Here is a 25,669-nt window from a genome sequence, read left to right as displayed (position 1 = left end):
TTTTGTGCAGGATCACAGCTTCGGCCGCTGTTCCCCTAAATTTTCAATTTGGGGCATATCATACCTGCCAGGATTTCAGACTTTTGCGGGTTACGCTATACAATAATGATATAATGGAACGACGGATTCACCCAATCTGCTACAGGAGAACGATAGCGATGCAGTCAAACTATATGATGGATGCTGCCGGGTGGGATAAGCTCATCTCGGAGGTTGCCCATTCTTTCGATGATCTGACCCTGAAACGGGGATTTCAATATTATAAGCAGCAGCGCGTGCAGGTCTTCAGGATGGTCACGCCGCACAGAATCATGTCGCTGGTCGAAGGCCGGGAGGATTATGCGGTCTCCATTGACCTGGACGATCTGCAGGAGAGCCATTGCGATTGCCCCGTATCCGGGATGTGCAAGCATATGGCGGCTGTGCTGATGCAATATGCCGAGGAGCAGGAGCGGCCTGTGCATTCCATCGCGAACGCCAAGGCGCTGATTGAGCAGCCCAAGCTTCATCCGGCTAAGGCGTCCGCTGTCCCGGGACGGCGCGGGGAACAATTGAAGAAGCTGGCCGCCTTGATTCCTGAGGCTACGGTGCAGCATTGGCGTGAATACATGGCGCTGCTGGTGGAGCCGCTTGCCCATACGGTGCGTAACCCGCAGTATGCGGACCGGGCGCTCGCCGCCATCACCGGGGGCCAGCCCAAGCTGCCTCCCGCAGCTGCCCAACTGTTCAAATTACACGCTCATCTCTGTGTGCTGGAGAGTATCCTCCGGCCTGGCGGGACCTCTCTCACGGCGAACCCCATGTCCCTTGGTTATTCCGTGGGCTATTACACCTCAATTGCGATTTCCGAGCTGCAAAAGCATATCACAGACATGATGAAGCGGGGTCTGCCGCTGGCGGAAGCCCCTGAGGAGTGGACGAGAGTCCACGATACGATTGCCTATCTGCGGACCGAGATGCTGAACGAAACGCGCGACCGCGCCAGAGAACAGCCTTATTTCTCAGCATGTTACAGCCTGCTGTGGATCAACTGGATTACCCCGAATCTAAGCGGACCGGAGCTGTACACCCAGGAGCTGGCGGAGCTGCAAAAGGCCGGAGAAAAGCTAAGCGCCGCGGCTCCCCGCCATGCCCTGCTGCTGGCTGAGAGCCGGATGCATGCGCTGCTGCATGAGGATGCGGACGCTCTTGAGAAGCTGAACACAGCGGCCGAACGGCCCGGGCTGCACCCGGAGGAGCTGATGAGCTTCCTGCCTCCGCTGGCTGAAGCTGGTCAGTGGAGACGCCTGACCCTGTGGCTGGCCGCGCTCGGTCCGCTGATGAACAGCCGAATGTACAATCTGCTGGATTATGCGGGCTACTGGGATGAGGCGGTCCGTCACCTGCCCGATGAAGAGCCGCTGATGTGGGAGACGCTGTCAGGGATGCTGCCGCTGTCACGCGAGATCTATGAAGTCCAGCTGCTCGCCTATGGCAAATGGCAGGAATGGATGGATATGCAGATCTCCTCCGGCCATCAGCCCTCTGACTTCCGGGTGAGCGATCTGCAGCCGATCGAGAAGAATGCGCCGGAGCTGCTCCTGCCGTTCTATCATCAGGCGGTGGAGCGCTTCGTGCTGGACAAGAACCGGCACAGCTACAAAGCGGCCGTGAAGCTGCTGAAGCGGCTAGCCAAGCTATACAAAAAACTGAAACGCGATGCGCGCTGGGAAGTGTTCCTGGACGGCTTCACGGATAGACACAGCCGCTTGCGCGCCCTTCAGGAGGAGCTGCGGAAAGGAAAACTGATCCCATGAATATGAAGATGCGCAATATTACCGTCCAGCTCGCCCTTACCCAGTATGGCGATGCGCTGATCTACGGTGTGGATGACCGGGATGATTATATACCCGGTGTCCAGCTCAAGCAGAAGCTGTTCGCCTGGCATGAGGAATCCTTCTACGGCACCGAGCTTAGCACCTCGAAGGCCGATGAAGTCGAGCTGGTGGTGCTGCCTGCCGAGCAGGTCCTGCCGTTCTTTGCGGACCTGCGGCTGCTCCGGCATGTCGGCTGGAGCTGGCAGGGCGATGCCCAGCTGTTAACCCGGCTGGCCCCGCTGCTGGCCGGAATGCTGGAGGCCCGGCAGTATGCCCCCAGCTTCGCAGCGTACCGTGAAGGCCAGCTCCGCTGGACCTGGACGGAGCAGGTGCTGGCAGAAGCCGCCGAGGCAGACTGGGACGATGCGGCCGCGCTGCATCGTCTTCAGGAGCGCAGCGGGTTCGCCGAAGGGCTGCAGGCCGCCTTCTCGGCGGCGGTCTTCCAGCGGTACTACAGCACCGAGGCGCAGGCCGGTGATCTGCGCAGTGAATTCCCGCTGCTGTTCAGCGCAGGCGGGAGAAGCGCAGCCGGTATGGACGAGGACAGCTGGCTGATGTCCATCGGCTGGAAGGCAGACACCGCGCCGTTCCGGCCGGTGCTGCAGCTGCTTGAGCCTGACGATGAGCTGCCGCACTGGCGGCTCCAGCTGCTCCTCCAGGACAAGCGCGACGAGTCCGCGCTTGTGCCGCTGCGGCTCACCGGGGACGGCGAGCCGCATGGCACTTGGCCCGCAGCGTGGACAGCGCATGTCCACGAGCGCGCGGGCGGGTGGCTGTCACGGCTGCGTGACAGCCTTCCGGAGCACATCGGGCGCGGCGCCGATGTGCTGGCAGAGCCGCTAAGCGACGAGGTCGCGTGGCGGTTCCTCACAGCCGACAGCCGGGCGCTGCTGGAGGCTGGCTGGCAGGTGCTGCTGCCGGCGTGGTGGGAAGCCGCCAGCCGCAGGAAGCCGCGACTGCGCGCGAAGATCAGCTCCGGCACGGCTGAGGGCAGCCGCGGGCAGTCGCTGTTCGGCCTCGATGCGCTCGTCGATTTCGACTGGCGCATCTCCATCGGCGACGCCGACCTGTCCGAGGCGGAGTTCGCGGACCTTGTCGCCCGCGGAGAACGCCTAGTCCAGTTCCGCGGCAAGTGGATTCCGCTGGACCCTGCGCTGCTGGCGCAGATTCAGCGGGCCATGGCCGGGATGGACAAGTCGCGCGGCTTGTCCTTCCAGGATGTGCTGCAGCTGCACCTGCTGAACGAAGGGGCAGACGGCGATTCGGAGGAAGCGGAAGCGCAGCGTGCCGAGGAAGAAGCGGTCCGCGTCCGGCTGGAGGTCGAGCTGAACGAGCATCTCGTGAAGGTGATCGGCCAGCTCGGGCAGCGCAGCCAGTGGCCGAAGCCGGAGGTGCCGGCCGGTCTGCACGCCGAGCTTCGAAGCTACCAGCATGAGGGCTTCGCCTGGCTGGTCTTCCTCCGCCGCTTCGGGCTGGGCGCTTGCCTGGCCGATGACATGGGGCTTGGCAAGACGGTGCAGCTGATCTCCTACCTGCTCCATCTGAAGGAGCAGGAGGAGGAAGCGGCTGCTTCCGGCGCACCCGTGGCCCGGCGGCAGACCGAACCGGCCGGCTGGCCTTCGCTGATCATCTGCCCAACCTCCGTGCTGGGCAACTGGCAGAAGGAGCTGCAACGCTTCGCGCCTTCCCTGAACGTGATGCTTCATTACGGAAGCAGACGGCTGGATGCCGGATACTTCTACGGCGCGGCTTCGCAGGCAGATGTCGTGCTTACCTCTTACGCTACCGCTGCACTGGACCAGGAGCTGCTGAAGCAGTTCACCTGGGCAACCGTATGCCTGGATGAAGCACAGAATATCAAGAATGCCGGAACGAAGCAGTCCGCTGCCGTGCGCAGCTTCCCGGCCCTGCACCGGATCGCCCTGACCGGAACGCCAATTGAGAACAGGCTGTCCGAGCTGTGGTCGATCTACGATTTCATTACACCTGGTTACCTGGGCAGCCCGAAGGGGTTCCAGGACCGGTTCGCAAATGCCATTGAGAAGGAACGCAACGCCGAGCGGACCGCTGATTTGCAGCGGCTGGTCAAGCCGTTCATGCTGCGCCGCAAGAAGAAGGACCCGGCGATCCAGCTTGATCTCCCGGATAAGAATGAGATGAAGACCTATATCAACCTGACAGCCGAGCAGGCCGCTCTCTACGACCAGAACGTGAACAGCCTGCTTGAACGGATGCAGAAGCTGGAGGGCATCGAACGCAAGGGGGCCATTCTCGCCGCCTTGACCAGCCTGAAGCAGCTCTGTGACCATCCGATGCTGCTGACCAAGGAGGCACTGCCTGAGCCGGAAGACGGCAGCGCTCTGGACACCACCTCCTTGATCGAACGCTCCGCCAAGCTGGAGCGGCTGCTAGCCATGGTCCGCGAGCTGCGCGAGGAGAACGAGCGCTGCCTGATCTTCACCCAATATGTAGGCATGGGTAAGATGCTCCAGGCCGTACTTCAACAGGAGCTTCAGGAACCGGTGCTGTACTTGAACGGCAGCACGCCGAAGAACACGCGCGACCGCATGATTGAGCGGTTCCAGGCTCCCGCGCTGCCTGTGGGCGAAACCGCTGCAGATGCAGCCGCCGGAGTACAGCCGTCCGATCAGCCGAATGTATTCATCCTCTCACTCAAAGCGGGCGGGGTCGGCCTCAACCTGACGGCTGCCAACCATGTGTTCCATTTCGACCGCTGGTGGAACCCGGCGGTGGAGAATCAGGCCACTGACCGTGCCTACCGCATGGGCCAGACCCGGGATGTGCAGGTGCACAAGTTCATCTCGCTCGGCACGCTGGAGGAGAAGATTGACGAGATGCTGGAGAGCAAGCAGCAGCTCAGCGACGACGTTATCTCCGGCTCCGAGGGCTGGATCACCGAGCTGTCCACGGACGCGCTGAAGGATCTGTTCACGCTGCGCCAGGAATGGGTGGGATAACCCGCTGCTGCGGATACCCCCTGTTCCGGCTATCTTTTATCTGCTACAGGTCTGGCATCGGTCTGTTACCAGTCAGCCAGCGTGGCAGTAACGGGCGTTCACCCGGCGGTCTTCACCATTGCTCAGACATTCTGAAGGTAACCGCCACATTGTCCTCACCGGCAAGCGAGCTGACCACCAGCGTGACCGGCAATAGCTGAAGATCGTAAGCGAGCCGCTGATTCAGCAGATTCGCCGCCACATTCTGGTACGCCCCGGATATGCCGGAGCCGATGCCTTGAGTCAGCACCTGTCCGCCGGTGACCGATGTACAGGTATAGTTCACCAGCAACGCTGTTTCAGTGACAGGGATAGCCGTAGTCGGTGTAGGGTAATTCACGAAAGCCCCGTTAACGGTCCCCCCGGCTATCACCTTATAGCGGATGGGGGTGGAGGCCAGAATCTCCAGCCCGTCTGGAACGATCTCGGCGGCCACTGCTTCAGGAACGGCGATCGTGGTGCTTCTGCGGAAGCTGAGGGCTGCGGTGTCGCTGCCGGTTACGGGAATATTGTTACGGAATTCAGAGGTAATCCGGCTCACCGCTATGGGCTGCAGGGAAACGGGAATCCAGAGCCCGCCGCTGTCCACCAGATAGATCCGGACCCGGATCTGCTCCTGGGAGTAAGCAATGTTGAATTGGAAAAAATTCTGCGTAATATTATACGTTTTGGTCATAACTTCCCGATAGTTCGACTCAAACAGCTCCTGCGCGAACAGCGTTGAGGGGCTTACATCATTATTTAACCCGGTTAAGTAGACCGTTCCCTGGGCTACACCATTGTTCACTACCTTCACCACAGCCTGACTGATGGGCCCTGCTCCCGGGGTAGGGTTCTTTGTTAACATATTGGTTGTTAATATAGGCACAGTTATCACCCTCCGTTAGAGCTGTATTCAATAGGATATGCAGATAAAAATGGAAGTTTCTAGTCGGTTGACAGACCATGGCACATGTCAAATCACACACACTCCCGCTTACTGGGGGTTGTTGCCAGATGACAAGGACTGTGCTAAAATCAATGTAACTTTTTTAGAACGGAGGGTTGCGTGTGATAGACTATATCCGGATTCGCACTTTGCGCGGCTAATTATATTCCCATAGCGCGAAAGCTCTGCCTTGTGCAGAGGACTCAGGATAAGTCTGTCCATAACACGTAACCCATAGCATACACCTGTTAATCCGCAACCCATACGCTGATACCCGGAACCGGTACACTGTGCCCACTAGTGCATGTATCCGCTTTGCCAGAATCTGTGTTTTCCGGGAGGATTAGCTTTATATCTTTTTAAGCTGCCGGGGCCTTTCGCCCCTGCCGCTTAAATCTTTATGGTGTCTATGGCAAGTATGGCCGTATAGCTGCTGCTCCCGTGCAGCGGGCTATACCAGACCTTATTCTGTTGTTCCTCCACCTACTGTTAGCACAGGCAGACTGCCTGTGCTTTTTTGATGCCCAAATTACACTATGGAGGTTGATCTATATATGGAACCCGTACAACAGAAAGCCGTTATCGTCGGCGTACAGCTGCAGAACGACACGAACTTCGCTTATTCCATGGAGGAGCTGCGTAATCTGGCAGCCGCCTGCGAGATTGAGGTCGTGGCTGAGCTTAGCCAGAAATCCAGCCGGGTGAACCCGTCGCATTACATCGGGTCCGGCAAAATCCAGGAGCTGGCGCTGCTGATGGAGCAGCATGATGCACCGGTCGTTATTTTCAATGATGAGCTGTCTCCCTCCCAGATCCGCAATCTGGAGTCATCACTGGACCGCCAGGTCATTGACCGGACCATTCTGATTCTGAATATCTTCGCCTCACGGGCGAAGACCAAGGAAGCCCAGCTTCAAGTAGAGGTCGCACAACTGCAATATATGCTGCCCCGCCTGAGCGGTCTGCGTGAGTCTCTCGGCAGACAGGGCGGCGGGGCCGGTCTGAAGAATAGAGGGGCCGGGGAAACCAAGCTGGAGCTGGACCGCAGACGGATTGAAGAGCGGATCTCCGCATTGCAGTTAGAGCTGCAGACGCAGGTCGCAAGGCGCCAGATCCAGCGTAAGCAGCGGCATAAGAACGAGGTGCCTGTGGTCTGTCTGGTCGGCTACACCAACACCGGCAAGTCCAGCTTAATGAACACCCTGGTGGAGACCTATCATCCCGGTTCGGGCAAAGGGGTGCTCGCCAAGGACATGCTGTTCGCGACGCTTGAGACCTCGGTGCGCAGCATTGTGCTGCCCGATCACAAGACCTTCCTGTTAACCGACACCGTAGGCTTCGTCAGCCAGCTGCCCCATCATCTGGTGAAGGCGTTCCGCTCGACCCTGGAGGAAGTAACAGAAGCGGATCTGCTGATTCATGTCGTCGATATTGCCGATCCGCAGCATGAGCAGCATATGGCTGTAACGAATGAGACCCTGAAGGCGCTGGGCGCCGACGGAATTCCTACCCTGTACGCCTACAACAAGGCCGATCTGAGGGAGGAGCCTTACCCGCAGGTGGAGGAGAATTCTGTAACCCTGTCTGCTAAGAAAAACCGCGGGATCGCCGAGCTGGTCACTCTGATCCGCAGCCGCATCTTCACCGACTATGTACAGTGTGAGATCCTGGTCCCGTTCGACCGGGGCAGCATTGTCTCCTACTTCAACGAACATGCCGATGTGCAGTCCGTCAGCTACGAAGAGCAGGGCACACGCCTGAAGCTGGAATGCCGGGCCGCCGATTACGAGCGGTTCAGAGATAATTTTATAGAGCTGCCGCAATAAAATCACTGAATGTCACAGGAGCTGGTCCCCGCATTACGGGGGCCAGCTCCTTGTGTTGTAGCCGGTTTTCGCATACGTTCTGAAGTGTCCCTTCCTTTCATGGCAGTGCTCCGCCTATCTCTTGCCCATTCTGAGCATTCTCTCTCACCGACCGCTTGTATGGATCGCATTGTTGCACATCTTGCAGGATTCTTCCAAAAATGTTACTGCCTATGGTACATTATTGCATCATTTGCAGGAATTCCGGTGCTTAGTACAACTTAACGCTAGCTTTGTTGCATTTCGTGCTGGATTTCAGCATAAGCCGTTTCTATGGGGCAGTATTGCTGCACTTCTTACAGGATTTCTCTACGATGTTACGGGCTGCGGAGCATGGCGTCCATCCATCATCGCAACAGCACCAATTGTATTCAGTTTTTCGCATACATTTAGTCCAAGCGCGGTGCACTGGCCTATTGTATTCGGGTTTTCGCATACATTCGGATCATATCCCGTCGCATCACCCATTGTATTCAGTTTTTCACATATATTCGGATCATGTCCGGTCGCATCACCCATTGTATTCGGTTTTTCGCATACATTCGGATCATGTCCCGTCGCATCACCCATTGTATTCGGTTTTTCACATACATTTGGTCATCGGCCATTGTGCCAGCAAATTGTGTTCGGTATTTCGCATACATTCAGCCTTTTAGCGGTGATGTCATCGCTCTCCCGGAGCGGGCCGCAGGTTAAGTACGAATCCGCCCTTCATGCTATTCATGCTGTTCACGCCTCTTACACCCCGCTCTCCCTTCTCAACATTCGCTTCATTCTCATGATTCCATTCGTCGACCCTCTTCTCTCCCGCCACCTTCCTTCCTGCAACTCTCTGCGTTCTGCTCCCTCCGTGCTCTCCTCCGCCGCTTACCCGCAACGCGCCCTCATCCGTCGGCTCCAGAAGCGGGGCAAAGCTCAACTCCCCCTCCTCCCGAACCTCCAGAGAGAACACCAGCGCTGCCTGCTGCATGGAGGTGAAATCCAGACTCCTGCGCGGACCGGCGTAGAGAATCATATCGATATTCATGTGGCCGTCTGCCTTATGAACCTCCCATGCCAAGCGGCTCCTTGCATCCACTGGCCCGCTGAATGCCGCGAACCAGGTGGTCAGGCTAAACACCGTCCCTCCGATGCTGATCACCGCACCTTTCTCTGTTAATCCGGCTGTAACTCCCTCCAGAGCGCCGCCAACCTCCAGCCGCAGCCGCAGATCCGAGGCCGCAATCACACCGCCGGTCCGGTCCAGATTCGGATGAGTATCCCCGCCATCCGTTATAAAATCGATCCCGAACAGCACATGGCCTGCCTCCTGCAGCGATTGGAAGCGTGCGGAGCAGTAGTCATAGCCGTCATGCAGGCAGCGGAGCCTGATATAGGCAGGCTGACCGTAATGATCTGCATAGATCAGCAGCGGCCGTCTTTGGTTCCACAGGTCACTGTGGGTGAAGGAACCCATGCTCCACTGCGGAGTCATATAAGTGACCGCCCACTTGCCGCCATACTCCTGCCTCTGCCTATGCCTATGCACCTGACCCAGACCCTGCTCCCCCTTCCATCCTTCCCCCAGCTCCAGTTCCAGCTCCACTCCCCGTTCCCGATCCTTACCCTGCTCTCCCCTCCGTCCTTCCTCCAGCTCCCGCCCTTTTCCTTTTCCTTCTCCTTCTCCCTCCCCTTCCAAGCGCTGCCTTACCTCCTTCGTATCAGGAACCTTGAATCGATCCAGATAAGCAGGGGGACAATGGATGCCGCTCATATACCATTCCTCTTCGTAGGGCAGCTCCTCCCATGGGAAGAACATCACGGCTCCTCCAGTCGCCAGTTGCAGAAACGCCTTGCTCTGGTCCTCCAGCAGCACCCCGTAGCAGCGGGAATGCGGCCCGGACCACTGGGCCGTGGCGGGATGATAATACCCGGCCACGGTCCTCCAAGTCAGTTCAAGCAGCTCGCCGGTCCAAGCCTTGACCCTGCTGTCCGAGGATTCGGACTGAAGCTTCGACAGCTCCAGAATGGCAATGTAGGTGTAGACCGGGCTGTTGTATTCCTGAAAGGCCCCATGCTTCAGGGTATGAGCATGTAGCCTCCTTAGCCGCTCCAGCCCATAGTCCGCATAATCCTTACGCCCCAGCTTCTCCCCGGCAATTCGGGTCACGAACGCGCCAATTATCGCAATATTGGTATAATCCGGTCCGACATTCCGCCGGATAATGGCTTCGCAGGCACACTCTATGGACAACACGGCCGCTTCCCGCAGATCATCCGGGAAGCGGTGGCCGTGACGTGAAAGGGCCTGCACCAGTCGGCTGCCGCAGAAGTCCGCCCAGTTCCAGTCCGGCGGAGCCATCTGGTCCAGCGGCTCTTCATAGAACCAGGACCAGATGCCGAAGGTATCATGCGCCGGGTCCATATCCTGCAAGGAGATAACCTGCAGGATAATATCGAATGCCCGCTGTTCATAACGGGCCAGCTCCGTGTCAAGCAGTCCAAGTGCATAGCTGAGCGAGTCTCTGGTGGAGTGGATGAACTCCGCCTGCTTCAGCGTTGTATGATAACCCGGGCTGCTGAGCGGGGAGCGCAGCATGCAGATCGCCGGATCATAGCGGGATTCCAGCCCCGCCATCTTATGGATCAGCCGTTGCCGCTGATCCAGCCCTCCACACCCCGCTTCTGCGTTATCCTTCACGGTCATCCCCCTGCCTCCCCTTCAACATTTAATGAACCCAACCCCTCGGATTGCGCCTGACGTTGCTGATCCTCCTGACGTTGCTGCCCCCCCTTGACGCTCTGAATGTTCTTGACGCCCTTGGTCCTCTTGTCGTCCCTGGCGCTCCTCATGTTCTTGACAACCTCGGTCCTCTTGTCGTCTCTGCCGCTCCTCATGTTCTTGACGCTCCTGACGCTCCTCATGCTCTTGACGCTCCCGATGTCCTTCATACTGTTTCGTATGCCCCGCATTCAATGCCTCTGTCAGCAGCTGCATCACCAGCCCTTGCCCGTACAGTGCCGGATATCTCTCGATAGTGTTATAGGCGGCTATCGAGGGCATGACCGGAGTGCCTCCCGAGACTCCCTGCACCTCACCGTCTACAAGGATAAGCGGAAGAATTCCCGCAAGGGCCGCCTCCACGCACTCCAGATAGGCATCCTCCAATAGTCCGCTCTTCACCGCCTTCAGGAAGCCGCAGGCAATGCCGGCGCTGGCCGAGGTCTCCTCGTAATAATCTGGCTGATCGAGCACCGTGTGCCACAAGCCGCTAGCCCCCTGAGCCTGCCGCAGCGCAGAAGCAAGCCTGCGGTAGCGGCTGCATAGCTCCTGCGGAATAGCAGTCAGGCTTCCGGTCCCGGCCACAATCTCCGGGACCGCGAGTGCCACCCAGGCATTGGCCCGGGCCCAGCGGGCTGCCGACATATGGCTGCCTGCCCGGCTGTTCCAGCCATGGAACAACAGCCCTGTCTCCGGGTCCTGGAGCAGCCGAAGGTGCAGCAGCGTCTGCTGCACGGCGGCGGCTGCAAGCTCCCGGTCTCCGGTCAGACCGGCAAGCCGGGCGAGGAACAGCACGGCCATATACACCGTATCGGCCCATACCTGTTCCGGGAATTCCACTGCCTCTGTCACCGTATGCTCCAGCGCCCCTTCCCTGGTCCGGGGAGCAGTCTCCAGCATCCATGCGGCAACCTCCTGCGCCCGGCTGAGCAACCAAGGGTCTCCGGTCAGCCGGTACAGCTCAGGAAAGAGCGCGTAAGGAGCCAGGGAATTGATAACCCGAACCCCCTCGGCCTTCAGCTTATTCCGGTTCACCCAGTACAGCAGGTAATCCGTCACCTCTTGTTTATCAGTCGCCGTACCATATTCCAGCAATGAGATTACGCCCACGCCGGGCACCCAGTCCCAGTGATCTATATCCATGGCCCAATTGCCCTGGTGCCGTTCGGAGCGCATGTATTCCCAGATACGCTCCAGCTTCTGCTCTAATGCCTGCCTGTTCTCTAATTCCCGCTTGATAGTCAAGACGTCTGAAGCCTCCCTGAATCGTAATCACCCTCTGGAATCTCTGCCTTTACCGGAGAGCTTCCCTGGAACGGAATCTCTCCGAACAGCGCTTTAACCGTCAGCTCCACCGTATCTTCATGCAGAGAGTACGCATTCACCAGGGTATCTAAGAAGGGAATGTCCTGCAGCAGATACGGCGTAGCGAACGAAATACCGATCGGCCGGACTGTCTCCGCATGCTGCATGGCCCAGATCGCTTTGGCCGCTTCGCCTACCGGACGGGCGGTGTTCATCATTCCGTGCAGCGGGAGGAAATAGGGAGCGAAGGCGGCATCCCAGCGGACCCCGGACAGCTCCCGTTGCCGCAGCGTCGTCAGCGGCTCGAATTCATCCAGAATATCGACCGCAAGCCCCCTGGCCTTAAGCTGCTCCACAAACAGATTCATCCGCTCATATCTGCGCCCCTCCGTCACCTTGTTCAGCATGATGACCAGCACCCGCCGGACCGCCCGGGGATTCAGCGGCAGCTGGCCGGTGCGGTTGCGCACCAGAGTAATGCAGCGTCCGGCCAGCTCGCGGCTGAACTGTCTGACCTGCCGGTCCAGACCAGGCAGCAGCTTGTCGTCCAGCAGCGGCAGTGCCCTACCGTCCTCTCCCCCGGCGCGGGCAGCATGCACGCCAAGCCGCGCCTTCATTTCCAGAATCCGCCGGACACTGGCCTTCAGCCGTTCCCGGCTGACGCGTCCATCCTCCACCGCCTGCTCCATCACCGCGAAGTACCGCACTCCCGGCCAGAGCAGCACATCCGTACCGCAATTGAAGCAGTCTATGATGCGCTGCGTATAGTCTCCCCAGGATAAGAACCCGCCCATATCCAGCGCATCTGACAACACCACTCCATCGAAGCCCAGCCGCTCCCGCAGCAATCCTGTTGTAATCCGTTCAGAGACGGTTGCCGGAATCGGCTTCGATCCGGCACCGCCTGCCCCATCTTCAATCCAGGGAAGGGCGATATGTCCGGTCATATAGGACATCACACCCTGATCAATCATCTCTCCAGCCACCTGCCCGTACGTGGAGAACCAGTCCTCTTCAGATAAGCTGTTCACCGTAGTAATGATATGCTGATCCCTGTAATCGACCCCGTCACCAGGAAAATGCTTGGCGCATGCCGCAAGGCCATGCTCCTGCATGCCCCGCATAACAGCGGCAGCCAGGCGTGCCGCCCGTCCGGCCTCATCGCCGAGACAACGGGTCGTAATCACGGGATTCATCCAGTTCAGCAGCAGATCGGTGCCCGGGGCCAGCGCCCAGGTGAACCCCGCCGCCCTGCCTTCCAGCGCGGTATATTTGCCGTATTCATAAGCCAGCGCTTCATCATCGGCGGCGGCAAGTGCAAGGAGCGGCGGGAAGGCCGTGAGACTCCTCACGGCCGAGCCTGCCCCGAATTCCAGATCACCGGAGAACAGCAGCGGGAACCTGCTGATGCCCTGCAGCATTCCCGCCCAGTCCCGGTAATCCTCCGCTTTGCCCGCGGCCTTCTGAATGACCTCACCGCCGATGAAGAAGCTGCCCACCGGATACTGCTCCAGATACCGGCGGAGGCCTGCCTCATCATCCCCTCTGAACGGCAGCCTGCCCGCATGGTCCTGCATCGTCTGCCCGATCAGCTCACGGAGACTCATCGCTTCAAGCGTATCCTCCACCCATTCCTGTTCTTCCTTGCTTAACGGCTTCTGCATTTATTCCGACTCCTCCCGGCAGGTTCTGTTCCCATTCAGTGTACCGGATAGCGAAGCTGCTCTACATACAGCCAGCTATAATATAAGTTCAAAATTCTATAAACCGCCTGCGGTGATCTGTCCATCCGGCTTTGCCCGTCAGGGCAGACTGATCAGCAGCGTCTGCCCCCGCTTGTTGTTCTCCTTGTTCATCTCCGCATACCGCCAGATATCATTCACAAAAAAGCTGACTGTGAATTCGCCGATGGTCGGCACCGTCCACCGGGGGGTGCCCTGGGCACTGGCGTTAGCCGTCAGGGTGATCTCCTCGCCCGGCTGAATCACACTGGTATTCGTATCTGTCCATGAAACCACTCCGCCATTGACCGAGAAGGCGCCGCCGGTAATCTGACCGAGTCCGGTCGAAGCGTTCAGCGGTGTGGGGCGGACCCCGATGTTCTTCACTTTGGCCCAGAAGATCAGGGAGTCACCCAGCTGCGGCGTGCTGTGCGGGGAAGGACTTCCATTGCTGTTCACGATATTCCAGCCGATATCCGTCACCGTCAGATCCGGCCCCGGCACCGGCAGCACAGACTCGTAGCTCTCATATTCCAGCCCGCTGACCATTACCTTTCCGCCGTTGCCTGCAATCTCAATCCGGTGCAGCCCGTACGCAAGGCCCGTCAGCTCATAGACAATTTTATGATCGCCCTCCAGCCCCGCCTGCGGAATCACTACAGTCTCCTTAAACTCGCCATCGACGTAGACATCCGCGCTGCCCATATCGCTCTTGATATCCGATCTCCAGCGGACGCCGATGCCATTGAAGCTGAAGGCGGCCGTGGCATCCTCCTCATAGGTCACATGGGAGACTCCATTCGGCGCTGGCGTGAATCCCGTATAGTCAATGTACGGATGATCGTGTGCGGCCGGATACCAGTGGGAGAGCGGAACATACAGCCCCTCCTCCAGTTTGAAATAATCAAGGTTCGCGCCCTTCCCGGCCGAGGTGAAGCTGATGGTGTTATAGCCCGGCTGGAGGGTAATCCCATACTGCCGTGAGGTCAGATTCGCGGTCCAGCTGCCCGTGGAGGGCAATGTTACTGTGGACTGCTTCACACCGTTCACGAGAATATTTTTCTTCGACTCTTCATTGGAAGCGTATGCAATCGTTAAGGTGTAGCTGCCTCCGTTCTCGGAGTGGAAGCCTTGGATCGCTAAGCCTCCGCTATGCGTCTGCTCCACCACCTTACCGCCCGAGGCGCTGCTGTTATTGCCGGTCCTCAGCGGCAGGGCGAAGGCGGTAGCTTCGGCCTCGAACTTGGACGGATCTCCGGCGGCATGCGGTGTAACCGGCATGACCGGTGTGGTCGCTGTAACGGCTGCGCTGGGAGGCGATACATTGCCGGAGTCATCCACGGCCTGCACGATGTAGCTGTAAGTGGTCTGCGGCGCTACGGTATAGTCACTCCAGAAGGTCAGCCGTCCCGGAATATTCATCACCGGAGCCGCTCCGCCGTCACGGTAGACGTTATAGCTCACGACAGCATCGTTGTCTGTGGAAGCCGCCCAGGTCAGCCGGATTTGCTCATGGCTTACGGCTGTTGCCGCGGGATTGCCCGGAGAAGCAGGCAGCGTATTGTCCTGCTCATCCAGAATGTACTGGACCGTCTCTCCCGCGTCCAGTGCTACTGTAAGTGTAATGTACGGGTCTGCCGTAAGCTCCACGCGGGAGTAGGCGGCGGCGTACGTCTCCCCTGGACCGAACCGCTCCCCGGCATACACTCCGCTGGAAGGCATGGCAACCCGGATCTGCATCGTTACCGGAGTTTTCTCGAAATTCACGAAGTTCAGCAGGATTTTATCCGAAGCCGCCCCGATGGCCGAAGTGCCCAGCGCCGAGGTATCCACTGCGCGGAAATACGCCTTAAGCCCGGTCAGCTCAGCCGGATTCAGCACCTCGTAGCCCAGCGGGCTTCCATGGGTAGCATAAGCGGCGGCCAGTCTGCGGAACGTCTTCAGCCGGGTCTCCCCGGATTCGTTGATATTGGCCGGTACCGCCGCAGTATCTTCATAGCGGTGCGTGTTCCAATTAATCGCAGAATCGAACAGCCCAAACTCCGTCCCGTCATTGAAGAAAGCGGCGTGCTGCATAATATGATCGACATAACCGATATTCCCCCGCAGCTCCCGGTCAAAAGCAGAAGCGAACCTGTAAGCATACGTGCCGTATTTCGTATTGTCGGAATGATTGTCGTTGCTGCCGGTCTCGCTCATGGCCATTTCTTTGCCGAAGCCTTCCTCCGAATCGCCATACACCCGCAGATTCTCATACAGGCTGCCGCCCGGCAACGGCTGGACCCCGGTCCCGCCATAGCTGTGTCCGTTGGACACATCCGACAGCGCTTCAATCGGTGCCCGCTGGGCGGCATCCCGTTCCCAGCCGTCAGGGCTTCCATTATACGGCCAGTATGCCCAGCCCGGGGCGACAATTTTCAGGTACGGCTGGCTGTTCGTCTGCCTCTCCTCGTCCATCATTTCATGTAGCGCCAGCACCGCCTTCTGTGCCCAGCCGAACAATCCCGGCTCATTGCCTGTCTCGGCATACTGGTACAGATCGCCGAATTTGCTGACAAATCCGCTATAATAGCTTCTCAGCGCGGAGCTGATCGTCCCTGCCACCAGCTCACTGTTAGTCTTCCAGTTGCCGCCGATGATATTGATCATCGGGGTAAGATTGAGGTCGCGCAGTGTCTCCAGGTACTTGCGGCCCTGCGGGTCCCAGCCTGCGCTCGTATCGGACCAGAAGGAGGTGCGCATCCAGTTGCCGCTGTAGGCAATGCCCAGCCACTTGGTCATCGGCGCCAGATGGCGGATTGCATGCTCGTCATACCGGAAGGTCGAGGCGGCAATCGTGCTTCCCAGATGGACATACCGTCCGTGGATAGGCTCGGCCGCCGGCTCAGTCAATCCGTCCAGCCTGAGATAATCCCACTCGAACCACAGGTACCTGTCTCCGTCATAGCCGGGTACCTGCGGATCGGCGTATAGCCCGCGGTCCACGGTCAGCTTCAGCTCATTGCTGCCGGACTTCAGCTGTTCTGGGGGAATGTAGAGTCTATAGGTTTCTTTCCACGTCTTCGTAAGGGGGGTCTCTCCGTCGTTCAGCCCGGTAATCTGAATCAGCCCGCTGAAGCTGCCGTTGGTAAATACGGCCAGCTGTGGAATAGCGGTGCTTGCATCCAGTACCTTGAAGCTGAATTCTGTACCATAGAGGGGGACTTCTGTTAGATTGAAGGTAAGTGTCATCGTGCCGTTGCGGTCCAGCTTCATGCCGCGGGAGATCGTATTCCAGTTCACGGGATTTACGGGGAGGGTAATATTCTCACTATACACATCCTGATACACTGTAAATTCTGCCGAGCTGTTATCATGCTCGCCGAGCTGCCAGAGCTGTGTAGTCGGCTGGTAGGTATCCTCTGTAACGGTACTGTTATTGACGGATTCTTGCTCAGACACAGGCGGTTGGGACGCAGCAGCGGACTCGCTGTCTTCCACAACCACCTGTGCAGGCGGCATTTCGGCAGAGCTAATTCGTGCTCCGGGCAATGATGCAGACATCCATACCAGAACTGCAATGAGCAATTTGCCTGTGATTCTCTGAATTCGCATAGTAACACCCTCTCTTGATCAGATAGGGGCTCCCCAAAGGCTGGATTTGCGAAAGAGAATACCCGGTACCTGCCGCAGGCGGCCGCGTGACTGCTGCTGCCGGATACCGGGCGTGCTATGGCCTCTACTGCTTATTTGGCGGCCAGAAAAGCGTCGAGCTGACTCTGAATTTCCGTAATCACAGCGTCCAGGCCTGCGGCCTTCAGCTTGCTGTTCATCTCCTTCAGGACCGGCTCAGGGTCCTTTTCCCCGGAGAACAGGGTGTTCTTATACTGTTTCGTAATGTTGATCAGCGCCCCGATCTGTGACTGCACCTTGGTCGAATCGAACACAAACCCGATGACCGGTGAAATATTCGAATTCTTATTCCAGTCCGTATAGAGCTGCACGCGCTTCGGATCTTCATCCTTATTCAGGTAGTTCAGCAGCACATTGCCGATCATCCAGGAGGATACGGAGTTATAGCCGCTGTCCGCAATGAACTCTACGGTATTGTTCTCCAGCTTCTTGTAGTGCTTGCCCTCAATGCCGAAGGTCAGCAGGTTGTAGAGCACCGGATCGGTGTGAATCAGGTTCATGAACATCATAGCCCGCTCGGGGTTCTTCGAGGTTCTGGAGATGGCGAGCATCGAGCCCTGCAGACTCTTAGTGCTGACCTGAACAGGCAGCAGTGTCTTGATGATCATCGGCTTCTCAGCGAGCCGGGTCCAGTCATTGGTGGAGGTCGGATTCATGTTGCCGTAGACGAACCAGGCTTTGCCGCTTTTTACCGCATCCTTCAGCTCGGTCTTGTCTGTAGCTCCATTCTTGTTGATATAGCCCGCTTCATACCAGCTGCGGATCAGCTTCAGCCGCTCCGTCATGGCTGGCGTGTCGTATTCGTTGAACACCTTCATGGTCTTGTAATCGAGCAGAGTCGGGATATCATTGCTGCCGTCCAAGTCCTCGCTGTCAGGATACGCGGTGAACCAGTGCAGACTGTCGGTATGGTTCATGAACAGCGGGGAGAGCGCCGGCTCCTTCTCCTTAATCGTCTTCAGCATCGGCTCAATATCCTCCAGCTTCTGGAGGCTGTTCACATCGAAGCCATATTTATCGACAATTGCTTTGTCAAAAGCAAACCCGACCGACTGCCCCAGCTCCTTCTCGGTTGGAACCGCATACAAATGTCCGTTGACGGTAGCCGCCTGCAGGTAGGCGGGATTGATCTGTGCCTTCGTCTCCTTGGCATAGGTATCCAGCAGCTCCTCCAGCGGCAGATACGCTCCCTTCGCGGCATTGGTCATGAAGTTCCAGGTATAGACCATGTCGAACACCTCGCCGGACTGGATCATCAGGTTAACCTTGTCAGCCGGCTTATCCCAGCTTAGCTGGTTGATCTTGAGGGTGGCGTTGATTTTATCCTTCAGGTAGGCGTTGATCTCCTGCTCTACGGATGCCACATCCGTATCCGGCCCGCCGGGCAGATACAGGGACAGCTCCACCGGTGCAAGCGTACCCGGCGCTTCTGTTCCGGCCGCTTCCGTGGCAGCAGCTTTCTTCGTTGCCGCCGGAGCCGTGGTACTCTCTCCCGCTTTCTCTGTAGGCGCCGCTGTGTTGCCGTTGTTCCCCGAGCATCCGGCCAGGGTGAACCCGGCTATCAGTACAAGCGACAGCAGCAGACCTGTGACTTTTTTACCTGCCATACTTTTTTCCTCCCCTTGATGGAACAAATATATGCTAATCGGTAGGTTCCGAGGTTAGCCTTTGATAGAGCCGAGCGTCAGTCCTTTGATGAAATACCGCTGGAAGAACGGATAGGCCAGCACAATCGGCCCAATGCCGATCAGCGCCATCGCCATGCGGATCGTCTCGCCCGGCAATTTGGCCAGCTCGGTAGCCGAGCCTTGAATGAGTGCCCCGTTGCGGCTCAGGTAATCGGCCTGGGAGATCATTTTGTACATCAGATATTGGAGGGAATAGAGGTCTGTATCGGTGATGAAGATCATGCTGTTGAACCAGTCGTTCCAGTAATGCAGCGTATTGAACAGCCCAATCGTGGCGAAGACCGGCAGGGACAGCGGAAATACAATCTTGAAGAATGTCCGCAGCTCCCCCGCCCCGTCGATCGTAGAGGCTTCAATCAGCGCAGGCGGTACACTCATCTGGAAGTAAGTCTTCATAATCAGCACATTGAACGGGGACAGCAGCATCGGCACGACCAGTGCCCAGATCGAATTCTTGAGGTCCAGCACCTGGGTGTAGACCATATACCACGGCACCAAACCGCCTCCGAAGAGCATAGTGAAGAAAATCAGGAAGGCGAACACCCCCCGGTACCGGAAATCGGCCCGCGAGATCGGATACGCATATAGGGAAGAGATGAACACACTGACCAGCGTTCCGGTAATGGTGACGAAGAACGAGATGCCGTAGGCCCGCAGCACCACACTGTAATCCTTGAAGATATACGCGTAAGCCTCCAGGCTAAGCTTCTCCGGGAAGAATTGATACCCGTTGCGCACGATGTAATCGTAGTCGGTAATGGAGATCATGAAGACGAGTACAATCGGCAGCAGGCAGGCCAGCGACAGGATGATAAAAATAATATGGAGGAGAACGTTAGTGAATCTGGATATTTCGTTATTAGCCACGGATTTCCACTCCTTCTTAGGGTACGTGCACCGCCTGACTTTTATCTAGAACACCGCCTGATCCTTATCGACCTTGCGCACGATCCAGTTCGAGCCGAGGACCAGGAAGAAGCCGACCACCGATTGGTATAATCCGGCCGCTGCGGACATCCCGAGGTTGCCCATGTTAATCAGCGCGTTATAGACGTAAGTGTCGATGACCAGCGTGGTCGGATACAGTGCCCCGGAGTTCAGCGTGGTCTGGTAGAACAGCCCGAAGTCAGAGCGGAAGATGCCCCCGATCGCCAGAATCGTTGTAATAATAATGACCGGCCGGATGAGCGGAATCGTGATGTGCAGGATCTGCTTCCACTTGCTGGCGCCGTCGATCAGGGCCGCTTCATAGTACTCGTTGTCAATGCCGATGATGGCCGCCAGATAGATGACACAGCCATAGCCTACCCCTTTCCAGAGATTGATCAGCGGCAGAATGAACGGCCAGTACTTCGGCTCCGAATACCAGTTCAGCTCATCCAGCCCGAACAGGGCGAAGACCCCTTTATTAATGAAACCGTATTCAACATTCAGAAAAGCGAACACCAGATAACTCACCACCACCATCGACAGGAAGTAGGGGAAGAACATGATGCTCTGATAGAATTTGGCGGCCAGCTTGTTCCTCAGCTCATTCAGGGCAACCGCAATGGATACGGCAAAAACCAGATTGAGCACAATGAACACGAAGTTGTAGAGCACCGTATTGCGGGTGATAATCCAGGCATCCGAGGTGGCGAACAGGAATTTGAAGTTATCCAGCCCCACCCACGGACTGCCAAGAATCCCGTCTACATAGTTGATATTCTTGAACGCGATTACAATTCCGAACATCGGCAGATAATTGTTGATCAGCAAAAATACTACGCCCGGCAGCAGCATCAGCAGCAGCACCTTATGCTTCAGCAGATGCTTCAGCCCGTGTCTCTTCTGTGTGTTCCGGCCTGCCGGCAAGCTGCTGCTGCCTGTACCCGCCACACTTCTCTTCTTCTCTGTAATCATTCCTTCCGCCTCCTGATTCCTTCAGCGATCCCTCTCTTCCCTGACTTAAGTGTACCTGCAGGCGGCCCCCTGCTAAATAAGGCCATCTATAATAAAAGTTCAAAATCCTACGGAGTTTGGAAGGGCCTCGCTTCCGGCCAAACCGAAACGGCGGTCACGCGGACGGAAAAAACAACAAAATCATCCTACCGGATGATTGGGATTACCTGCGCGCCAGCACCGATTGTATACTGTTTTCCGCATACATACAGGCCATGTGCCTACATGTGAGCACATTGTATGCTGTTTTTCACATACATTCCGGCCATACACCTGCATGTGAGCACATTGTATGCTGTTTTTCACATACATTCGGACTATGCGCCTGCATGTGATCACAATGTATGCTGTTTTTCGTATACATTCCGGCCATCGCCATACGACTGCATGTGATCACAATTGCAGCCTTTAACCGGTGATATTAGATTCACTCCTGCTCCTCCCGGCGACCCTTCAGCCACATTCAGTAATCAAGTCACTCTACGAATCATTCAAAGAATTCTTACCAACAAATGTAGACTCACTTTGTCCAAATACAACAACAAAAAGGCGCTCCACGATGACCGCTGTGGAACGCTCTTTTAACTGAAGCTTATGCGCTTGATCTGCCTGCCGGGATTAGGTCAGTCTGTGAACAGACCACACAATGCCCGAGGAGACACCTCCAAGATCTAACGGCACGGTTAATCCATCTGCTGCATAAAAGAGGCCGATGACATCACCTGCACTCAGCTCGACTTCACCCGTTAGAGTGACTGTACCATTACCAAGAATTGTCCGCAGAGTCAGCAGAAGCGCGATGTTAACATTGAGCAGCGGGAACAATCCGGTTACCAGATCCGTTACTGTCGGGGATGTTCTCCGCACTACAAAAGCCGGATCAATTCCCGTTCCCAATGCAACCGAGATGGCAGCCGTAGTGCTGTAGTTAATGGTTGCCTCAAACGAATATCTGCCGGATACCGGTATCGTGTAGTTGCCCGTAGTCTCATTAAATGTCGCACTATCATAGTAAGGCGTAGTCACAGTCCAGCCGGTCAGCTGAGTACTGGTCGTGACCGAGAATGTCGGCAGGAAGGCGGAAAATCCTTCTGTCGCAAAATTCGGGCCGGTCGCTCCAGTCGCCCCGGTCACTCCCACGCCTGTTGCTCCAGTCGCTCCGGTCACTCCCACGCCTGTTGCTCCAGTCGCCCCGGTTACTCCCACGCCTGTTGCTCCGGTCACTCCCACGCCTGTTGCTCCAGTCGCCCCGGTTACTCCCACGCCTGTTGCCCCGGTCGCTCCGGTCACTCCCGCGCCTGTTGCTCCGGTCGCCCCGGTCACTCCCACGCCTGTTGCTCCAGTCGCCCCGGTCACTCCCGCGCCTGTTGCCCCAGTCGCCCCAGTCACTCCCACGCCTGTTGCTCCGGTCGCTCCGGTCACTCCCGCGCCTGTTGCTCCAGTCGCCCCGGTCACTCCTGCTCCCGTTGCTCCGGTCGCTCCGGTCACTCCCACGCCTGTCGCTCCGGTCGCCCCGGTCACGCCCACGCCCGTTGCTCCTGTCGCTCCGGTCACTCCTGCTCCCGTTGCTCCTGTCGCTCCGGTCACTCCTGCTCCCGTTGCTCCGGTCGCTCCGGTCACTCCCACGCCTGTTGCCCCAGTCGCCCCAGTCACTCCCACGCCTGTTGCTCCAGTCGCTCCGGTCACTCCCACGCCTGTTGCCCCGGTCGCTCCGGTTACTCCCACGCCTGTTGCCCCGGTCGCTCCAGTCACTCCCACGCCTGTTGCTCCTGTCGCTCCAGTCACCCCAGCTCCCGTCGCTCCGGTCACTCCCACGCCTGTTGCACCTGTCGGACCTGTCACTCCCACGCCTGTTGCCCCGGTCGCTCCGGTCACTCCTACTCCTGTTGCCCCAGTCGCTCCGGTCGCTCCGGTCACTCCCACGCCTGTTGCTCCGGTCGCTCCGGTCACTCCTACTCCTGTTGCTCCAGTCGCTCCGGTCACTCCCGCGCCCGTTGCTCCGGTCGCTCCGGTCACTCCCACGCCTGTCGCTCCGGTCGCCCCGGTCACGCCCACGCCCGTTGCTCCGGTCGCTCCGGTCACTCCTGCTCCCGTTGCTCCGGTCGCTCCGGTCACTCCCACGCCTGTTGCCCCAGTCGCCCCAGTCACTCCCACGCCTGTTGCTCCAGTCGCCCCGGTCACTCCCACGCCTGTTGCTCCAGTCGCCCCGGTCACTCCTACTCCCGTTGCCCCAGTCGCTCCAGTCACTCCCACGCCTGTTGCTCCAGTCGCCCCGGTCACTCCTGCTCCCGTTGCCCCAGTCGCTCCGGTCACTCCTGCTCCCGTTGCCCCAGTCGCTCCAGTCGCACCGGTCGTACCTGCCCCAGTCGCCCCGGTCACCCCCACGCCTGTTGCTCCAGTCGCCCCGGTCACTCCTGCTCCCGTTGCTCCAGTCGCCCCGGTCACTCCTGCTCCCGTTGCCCCAGTCGCTCCGGTCACTCCTGCTCCCGTTGCCCCAGTCGCTCCAGTCGCACCGGTCGTACCTGCCCCAGTCGCCCCGGTCACTCCCACGCCTGTTGCTCCAGTCGCCCCGGTCACTCCTACGCCTGTTGCTCCAGTCGCTCCAGTCACCCCAGCTCCGGTCGCCCCGGTCACTCCCACACCTGTTGCACCTGTCGGACCCGTTGCCCCGGTCGCTCCAGTCACCCCAGCTCCAGTCGCACCGGTCACCCCAGCTCCAGTCGCACCGGTCCCGCCTGTCGGACCCGTCACGCCTGTTGCTCCAGTAGCCCCAGTGGCCCCCGTTACGCCAGTATCGCCCAATAATTCAGCCGATACCAGCCGGTGGGCGGTGACGAGCTGGCCGGTACTGCTCTTGCCCCACACAGAGATTTGAACCGGATCATCTACAATAGCCGGAGTGTCAAACACAAATTCAAAAGCATCCAAATCCGCAAAATAAGTAGAAGTAATAGATTCATTGGCAGCTACATTAAGTGATTGACTGACATACAGTACCCGCATGCCTCCCTGCATGTAATAGCCTTGTAAAGATACTGTAGAAGCTGCAACACTACTGCGGTTATCAATTCTGACCGTAACCTGTGTGGTGGGTCTTACCCCTCCTACTGCATTATTTTCCAGTGGTCCTGTAGATAGTAGAGTCATTTCACTGTCTCCTTTAATGGTAGATTTGTACTGTCCTGCTAGATTGTCCTTTCCTCGCTTAATCTATCTTTTGACTTCATAGAAGCTAGCAGGATAGCTAGCAGCAGAAAGATGGATCAATATAGTAATATTCTGCGATTCCGGCACGGTGTGTGCAGTAGAGCTAGATTCCGGCAGGCATCCCATATAAATAGGAGACAACACAAAAGAACCCTCCCGCGAGCCGCACTGGCCGGGAAAGGTCCCTGAATATAAGCCTATTCTATTCGCGTCCGCTGCTTGAACGGCTCTGCTGGCTCTCCCCCAATAACGGGGAACGGGGATCGAACTGCGGATAGATATACTCCTCACGCCGAAAAGAATACCCGGTAGCTGCAATATCCAGCATCTGATTCAGCCGCTCACTCTCGCTGCCCAGTCCCTGGTCCAGCGGAATGTCCCCCGCGATGATCCTCAGGTACAGCTGCATTCTTGGACGGTCACCTGAATAACGCGGCTCCATCGACACCGTATTCGGGTCGTATTGGTCCATGATCTGCGGGGAGAGCGGGTAGATCGATTCTGCTGCGGTGGGATAGAATTCCCTGAAGTGGCGCAGCCCGCGTGAAGTGCCCGGCTTATCCATAATCCCGTCTGTCACCGGGAGGGCGAGCGCCTGCTGGTACAGCATGCCCAGGAACTCCTTCGATTGAAGAAAACGCCAGACCTTCACCGCAGCCTCCCGGCTCTCTGCCGAACTGTTCACCACCAGCGGAGCGTGGGGGATCATCATCAGAGCCCCGGCTCCGCGCCGTGACAGGTCCGCGGCCGGAGGGAGCGCTACTCCCCAATCATCCTTAGGCATATACTCCTGCAGCTTGACATAATCTTTGCTGGTAACATACATCATGCCGATATTGCCGTCCGCGAATTGCCGGAGCGCGCTGCTCAGCTTCAGCAGAGTCTCCCCCGGATAGAGGCTGCCCTGCTGCTTCATCTCCCGCACCATCTGCAGCCAGGGAGCATACACACTCAAGTCATAACGGCCCGACCGGTAATCATAAAGATAATAACCGCTGTAGGTATTCGATAGCTCCAGCCCAGCCTGGAGACTGGCCCGGCTATCCCCGGCGGGCAACGCGAAGCCGTATTTGTTCACCGGTGCTCCGGCCCGGCTGATCTGCAGGGCCGCCTGCTCCAGTGCGGCGAAGGTAAGGGGAGGCTGCTCCGGGTCTAGTCCGGCGGTCCGGAACAATTGCTTATTGTAGATGAGGCGCACGGTATCAATACTGGAGGGCATGAAGTAGATTCCGCCCTTGAACAACGAGCCGGACGCGTACTTCCTGGCCCATACCGGGAACCGGAGCAGCCATCCGGCATCCAGGTCCGCAGACAGATTAGCGAGATACCCCTTGTTTACATATGTGGCCAGCCAGGCGTTATCGAGACTGAACACATCCGGCCCCTGCCCGGAGGTCATCAGCATATTCAAGGTATCGTCGTAGGCATCTGTTGCAAGGTTCATGGGCACAATCTCAATCTGATCGGGATTCGTTTTATTATAATGGCTGATGGCATTCTTCACTTCCAGATTCTCCGTCCAGTCAGACAGGGCGACCCTCACCCTGGTGGTCTGCTCCGCTGGTACGGCCTCCTCGTCCGGGGTGAGGTCCGGCAGCAGCGGGCGGTTATAACCAAGAGTGTAAATAGCCAGCCCGCAGCCTAAGACGGCAATAAAATAGAACAGTAACCTTTTCACACCGCACCTCCTGCGTTGACATCCTGACTT

At 57.8% G+C, this 25,669-nt stretch carries 13 protein-coding genes; 3 read left to right on the top strand and 10 right to left on the bottom strand.

Annotated features, from left to right (window positions below; translation table 11 throughout):
- Positions 1-158: 158 nt before the first annotated feature.
- Positions 159-1,796: an SWIM zinc finger family protein gene (locus tag NYE24_RS21835; protein WP_342476661.1), complete on the top strand. Its 1,638-nt coding sequence runs from the start codon at positions 159-161 to the stop codon at positions 1,794-1,796.
- Positions 1,793-4,834, top strand: coding sequence for a DEAD/DEAH box helicase (locus NYE24_RS21830; protein ID WP_342476660.1), 3,042 nt, complete (start codon positions 1,793-1,795; stop codon positions 4,832-4,834). Before NYE24_RS21835 ends, NYE24_RS21830 begins: the two co-directional genes overlap by 4 nt.
- A 112-nt stretch (positions 4,835-4,946) precedes the next feature.
- Here NYE24_RS21830 and NYE24_RS21825 read toward each other — a convergent pair whose 3' ends face one another.
- Positions 4,947-5,741 carry a hypothetical protein gene (locus NYE24_RS21825; protein ID WP_342476659.1) on the bottom strand — a complete coding sequence of 265 codons (795 nt, stop codon included), beginning with the start codon at positions 5,739-5,741 and terminating at the stop codon, positions 4,947-4,949.
- A 614-nt stretch (positions 5,742-6,355) separates the two neighbouring features.
- Here NYE24_RS21825 and hflX point away from each other — a divergent pair.
- Positions 6,356-7,627: a GTPase HflX gene (hflX, locus tag NYE24_RS21820; RefSeq protein ID WP_036695520.1), complete on the top strand. Its 1,272-nt coding sequence runs from the start codon at positions 6,356-6,358 to the stop codon at positions 7,625-7,627.
- 703 nt (positions 7,628-8,330) lie between these two features.
- On the opposite strand, the gene NYE24_RS21815 is transcribed toward hflX, so the two are convergent.
- From NYE24_RS21815 to NYE24_RS21775, 9 genes are all read right to left on the bottom strand, one after another.
- On the bottom strand, positions 8,331-10,352 hold the full coding sequence (locus tag NYE24_RS21815) for a hypothetical protein (RefSeq protein WP_342476658.1): 2,022 nt from the start codon (positions 10,350-10,352) through the stop codon (positions 8,331-8,333).
- A gap of 15 nt (positions 10,353-10,367) precedes the next feature.
- Positions 10,368-11,672 (bottom strand): glycoside hydrolase family 88 protein, encoded by a 1,305-nt coding sequence (locus NYE24_RS21810; protein WP_342476657.1) that lies wholly within the window; start codon positions 11,670-11,672, stop codon positions 10,368-10,370.
- Complete coding sequence (locus tag NYE24_RS21805; protein ID WP_342476656.1) at positions 11,669-13,396, bottom strand: glycoside hydrolase family 3 N-terminal domain-containing protein; 1,728 nt, start codon at positions 13,394-13,396, stop codon at positions 11,669-11,671. Before NYE24_RS21805 ends, NYE24_RS21810 begins: the two co-directional genes overlap by 4 nt.
- 138 nt (positions 13,397-13,534) lie before the next feature.
- Positions 13,535-17,047, bottom strand: a complete 3,513-nt coding sequence (locus NYE24_RS21800) for a carbohydrate-binding domain-containing protein (protein ID WP_342476655.1) — start codon at positions 17,045-17,047, stop codon at positions 13,535-13,537.
- 131 nt (positions 17,048-17,178) lie between these two features.
- Entirely contained in the window at positions 17,179-18,732 is a 1,554-nt protein-coding gene (locus tag NYE24_RS21795) for an ABC transporter substrate-binding protein (RefSeq protein WP_342476654.1), read from the bottom strand.
- A 54-nt stretch (positions 18,733-18,786) separates the two neighbouring features.
- Entirely contained in the window at positions 18,787-19,680 is an 894-nt protein-coding gene (locus NYE24_RS21790) for a carbohydrate ABC transporter permease (RefSeq protein WP_342476653.1), read from the bottom strand.
- Positions 19,681-19,725: 45 nt separating this feature from the next.
- Positions 19,726-20,715 (bottom strand): ABC transporter permease subunit, encoded by a 990-nt coding sequence (locus tag NYE24_RS21785; RefSeq protein ID WP_342476652.1) that lies wholly within the window; start codon positions 20,713-20,715, stop codon positions 19,726-19,728.
- Positions 20,716-21,372: 657 nt separating this feature from the next.
- Positions 21,373-23,901 (bottom strand): collagen-like protein, encoded by a 2,529-nt coding sequence (locus NYE24_RS21780; protein WP_342476651.1) that lies wholly within the window; start codon positions 23,899-23,901, stop codon positions 21,373-21,375.
- 262 nt (positions 23,902-24,163) lie between these two features.
- Positions 24,164-25,639 (bottom strand): extracellular solute-binding protein, encoded by a 1,476-nt coding sequence (locus NYE24_RS21775; RefSeq protein WP_342476650.1) that lies wholly within the window; start codon positions 25,637-25,639, stop codon positions 24,164-24,166.
- Between the last annotated feature and the right edge of the window lie 30 nt (positions 25,640-25,669).

This window comes from Paenibacillus sp. FSL H7-0350, assembly GCF_038593195.1.
In the GTDB taxonomy this organism is placed as follows: domain Bacteria; phylum Bacillota; class Bacilli; order Paenibacillales; family Paenibacillaceae; genus Paenibacillus_AQ.
This window is presented reverse-complemented; position numbering and strand designations above follow the sequence as displayed.

Coding starts and splice junctions, on each gene's coding strand:
- NYE24_RS21835 (WP_342476661.1), top strand. CDS start 159: ATGCAGTCAAACTATATGATGGATGCTGCCGGGTGGGATAAGCTCATC.
- NYE24_RS21830 (WP_342476660.1), top strand. CDS start 1,793: ATGAATATGAAGATGCGCAATATTACCGTCCAGCTCGCCCTTACCCAG.
- hflX (WP_036695520.1), top strand. CDS start 6,356: ATGGAACCCGTACAACAGAAAGCCGTTATCGTCGGCGTACAGCTGCAG.
- NYE24_RS21815 (WP_342476658.1), bottom strand. CDS start 10,352: ATGACCGTGAAGGATAACGCAGAAGCGGGGTGTGGAGGGCTGGATCAG.
- NYE24_RS21805 (WP_342476656.1), bottom strand. CDS start 13,396: ATGCAGAAGCCGTTAAGCAAGGAAGAACAGGAATGGGTGGAGGATACG.
- NYE24_RS21800 (WP_342476655.1), bottom strand. CDS start 17,047: ATGCGAATTCAGAGAATCACAGGCAAATTGCTCATTGCAGTTCTGGTA.
- NYE24_RS21795 (WP_342476654.1), bottom strand. CDS start 18,732: ATGGCAGGTAAAAAAGTCACAGGTCTGCTGCTGTCGCTTGTACTGATA.
- NYE24_RS21785 (WP_342476652.1), bottom strand. CDS start 20,715: ATGATTACAGAGAAGAAGAGAAGTGTGGCGGGTACAGGCAGCAGCAGC.
- NYE24_RS21780 (WP_342476651.1), bottom strand. CDS start 23,901: ATGACTCTACTATCTACAGGACCACTGGAAAATAATGCAGTAGGAGGG.